This window comes from Amycolatopsis sp. SID8362, from assembly GCF_010550475.1.
Taxonomy (GTDB): domain Bacteria; phylum Actinomycetota; class Actinomycetes; order Mycobacteriales; family Pseudonocardiaceae; genus Amycolatopsis; species Amycolatopsis eburnea.
Genome location: NZ_JAAGNB010000020.1, coordinates 1 through 2,962, shown reverse-complemented (window position 1 = coordinate 2,962; position 2,962 = coordinate 1). Strand labels below are relative to the sequence as shown.

The 2,962-nt window shown below is 70.5% G+C and carries 4 protein-coding genes and 1 pseudogene; 2 read left to right on the top strand and 3 right to left on the bottom strand.

Translation table 11 applies throughout. The annotated features are described in order from the left end of the window. Positions 1–54: 54 nt before the first annotated feature. The 3 genes from G3I65_RS01155 to G3I65_RS01145 are packed head-to-tail and all read right to left on the bottom strand — an operon-like array spanning position 55 to position 2,065. Positions 55–288, bottom strand: a complete 234-nt coding sequence (locus G3I65_RS01155) for a helix-turn-helix transcriptional regulator (RefSeq protein ID WP_125313451.1) — start codon at positions 286–288, stop codon at positions 55–57. A gap of 2 nt (positions 289–290) precedes the next feature. Continuing rightward, positions 291–1,142: an ABC transporter permease gene (locus tag G3I65_RS01150; protein WP_160693910.1), complete on the bottom strand. Its 852-nt coding sequence runs from the start codon at positions 1,140–1,142 to the stop codon at positions 291–293. After that, positions 1,139–2,065: an ABC transporter ATP-binding protein gene (locus G3I65_RS01145; RefSeq protein ID WP_160693908.1), complete on the bottom strand. Its 927-nt coding sequence runs from the start codon at positions 2,063–2,065 to the stop codon at positions 1,139–1,141. Before G3I65_RS01145 ends, G3I65_RS01150 begins: the two co-directional genes overlap by 4 nt. 389 nt (positions 2,066–2,454) lie before the next feature. On the opposite strand from G3I65_RS01145, the gene G3I65_RS01140 reads away from it, so the two are divergent. Continuing rightward, complete coding sequence (locus G3I65_RS01140) at positions 2,455–2,769, top strand: DUF6191 domain-containing protein (RefSeq protein WP_160693906.1); 315 nt, start codon at positions 2,455–2,457, stop codon at positions 2,767–2,769. Positions 2,770–2,773: 4 nt separating this feature from the next. Beyond that, positions 2,774–2,962 (top strand): annotated as a pseudogene (locus tag G3I65_RS01135) (precorrin-3B synthase); the annotation flags it as partial.

Genomic DNA, 2,962 nt, shown 5'->3' with positions numbered 1-2,962 from the left:
GCGTCGCGGCGGGCGCGGTCGTCGCGATGGCGGCCTACCTGTTCCGCTGACGCCTCACGCGGAGCGTTCTCCCAGGCGGGGGAACGGCTTCGTGGAGAACAGGACCTCCACCGGGACCTCGAAGAACTCCGCGATCCGCAGCGCCAGGTACAAGCTCGGGCTGTACTCGCCGCGTTCCAGGTAGCCGATCGTCTGGTAGTGCACGCCGAGTGCCTCCGCGAGCTGGCGCCGCGAGATCGACCGCTCGGCGCGCAGCATCGCGATCCGGTTGTAGACGACCTCACTCATGGCTACCCCACACGCTGCATGGCCCTCTCCCGCCGTTCGGCCACCGACGAACCCGCTTCGCGCCGCGCCATGCGGCGGAGCAGGACCGGGGCCAGTGCCAATCCGATCACGGCCCACGCGAGGAGCACGGCGAGGGTCGGCAACGGCCGCCACGACTGGCCGATCTCGACGACGACCGCGGTGTCCGGCAGCAGCGCCGAGCGCATGCCGAGGCCCAGCCAGTACATCGGGAACACCTGCGCGATGCCCTGCACCCAGCTCGGCAGCGCGGTGACCGGGTAGAAGATCCCCGAGATCGCGCCGAGGCCCATGATCGGCAGCGTGATCAGCGCGATCGAGCGCGGGCTGTTCGTGAGCGACCCGAGCGCGGCCCCGAGCGGCAGGGTCGCGACCAGCCCGAGCGCCAGCACCCACACCAGGTGCGCGTACGACCAGACGCCGTCGGGTGCCAGCGAGTCGAACAGGAACAGGCAGGGGATGAGCACCAGCAGGATCGAGGTGACCTGCGCCAGCGCGACCGCGGCCGTCTTCCCGACCAGGTAGCCGAGCATGCCGTTCGGCGTGGCTTTCGCGCGCAGCAGCGTGCCGTCCTCGCGGTCGATGGCGAGGTAGCCCGCGGTGCTGTTCAAGCCGTTGAACACGATCCCGGCGCCGAGCACGCCGGGCACGGTGGCCGCGCCGAGCGAGAACCCGGTGCCGGGGAGGGTCGCGTTGCGCATGAAGAACAGCGCGCCGAGGAAGAGCGCGACGAAGACCAGCTGGCCGACGACGTCGTCCCGGTTGGTCCAGGTCTGCTTGAACTCGATCCAGCCGCGCGCCAGGCCGGCGCGCACCGCGGCGGTCCTGGCGTTCATCGCGCACCCGCTTCCTGGAGGCCGAGCTCCGTTTCGCCGCCGGTCTCGGCGCGGTGGACCAGCGTCATGTAGGTGTCTTCCAGCGACGCCCGCCGGACCTCGAGGTCCGCGACCGCCTCGCCGTGCTGCTTGAACAGGTCGTACACGTACTTCGTCGCTTCGGTCGTCGAGTGCACGAAGCGCTGGTCACCGACGCTCCACCGGACCTCGGCCTCCCCGGAGATCCGCCGGCTCAGCTCGTCGGCCGACCCGTCGGCGATGATCCGCCCGCCGTTGAGGATGAGGATCCGGTCGGCCAGCTTCTCGGCCTCGTCGAGGTCGTGCGTGGTGAGCAGGATCGTGGTGTCGAGCTCGTCGGAGAGCCGGTGCACCAGGTCGTGGAACTCGCGGCGCGCCTCGGGGTCGAACCCCGCGGTCGGCTCGTCGAGGAACAGCAGCTCGGGCCGCCCGACGATGCCGATCGCGACGTCGAGCCGCCGCCGCTGCCCACCGGAGAGCTGCTTGAGCTTCTTGTGCGCGTGCTCGGTCAGCCCGACCGCGCCGATCAGCTCGTCGACGTCCCACGGCCGCGGCATCGCGGGCGTCGAGTACGGCGCGTAGTACCGGCCGAGGTGCGCGAGCAGTTCGCGCACGCGCCACTTCCCGTGGTCACGCCAGGACTGGAGCACGACCCCCAGCCGCGCCCGCCAGTCCTCCCCGCCGCGCGCCGGGTCGGTACCCAGCACGCTCACCTCGCCCGCCGACCGCATCCGGAAGCCTTCGAGGATCTCGATCGTCGTCGTCTTGCCGGCGCCGTTGGGCCCGAGCAGGCACACGACCTCGCCGCGGTAGGCCTCGAACTCGACCCCGTGGAGCACGTCGTTGGTGCCGTAGCGCATCCGTAGCCCGCGCACGTGGACCACCGGGTCCGCTGGATCTCTCATCGCGCGTCACCCCCATCTGACTGATGCGATCGAATGTAGCACACCTACTACATTCGATCGGAGTCCTGCTCTGGGTGTGGGTTTGGGCGAAGGTCATGAACGGGACGTTCATGTCGTCCGGTGACAGGGCCCCGGCAAAGTCGCGCCCGGGAGCGGGTGACCGGCCGCGTGGTCTGCCCGGCGTCGCGGGGATGTTGTGAATGGGTCATTCATGTCGTCTGGTGAGGTGAATGACTCTTTCATGACATCGCGGATGGGCGGATCGGCCGTGCTGCCCGACCTTGCCGGGGGCCTCCGGCGGCGCGCGCCTCTGACCTGCGCCCCTCCGCCCGCTGAAAAGTTTCTCCCCCGGCCGGGAACTTGACCCGCGGTCATCCGGTTCGCCGGTCATGGGTACTTGGCTGGGGCTCGCGCTCCCGGGCGGCGTCGTGATCCTGCTGGTCATGGCCGCGATCGAACTGCGGCCGCGCAAGGACGGCTCGCGCTTCAAGGCTCGGCTGTCCGCGACGTACATCGAGGAGACGACCGCGTTCCTCTACGGCACCAAGCGGCGTGAGCTGGAACACCGGGAAACCATGTCGATGCTCGTCGAGCAGGACGCCGAAGGGGCGCCTCCGTGGCGTGACGTGGACTTGGACGCCGGGATCGCGCGGATCCGGCCCCGTTCGGACCCGCCGGGGCCGGAAAACGGCCAGCTACAGTGACCCCATGCCGACCCCAGCACGCGTGCGAGCCGACGCGTGCCCTGGTGTTTTCGCACCCCACGACGCCGCCGACGGGCCACTCGCGCGGGTGCGGCTGCCAGGCGGCACGATTTCCGCGGCGCGGCTGCGTGCGCTGGCCGACGCCGCTGAGGCGTGCGGCGACGGCGACCTCCACCTCACCTCGCGCGGCAAC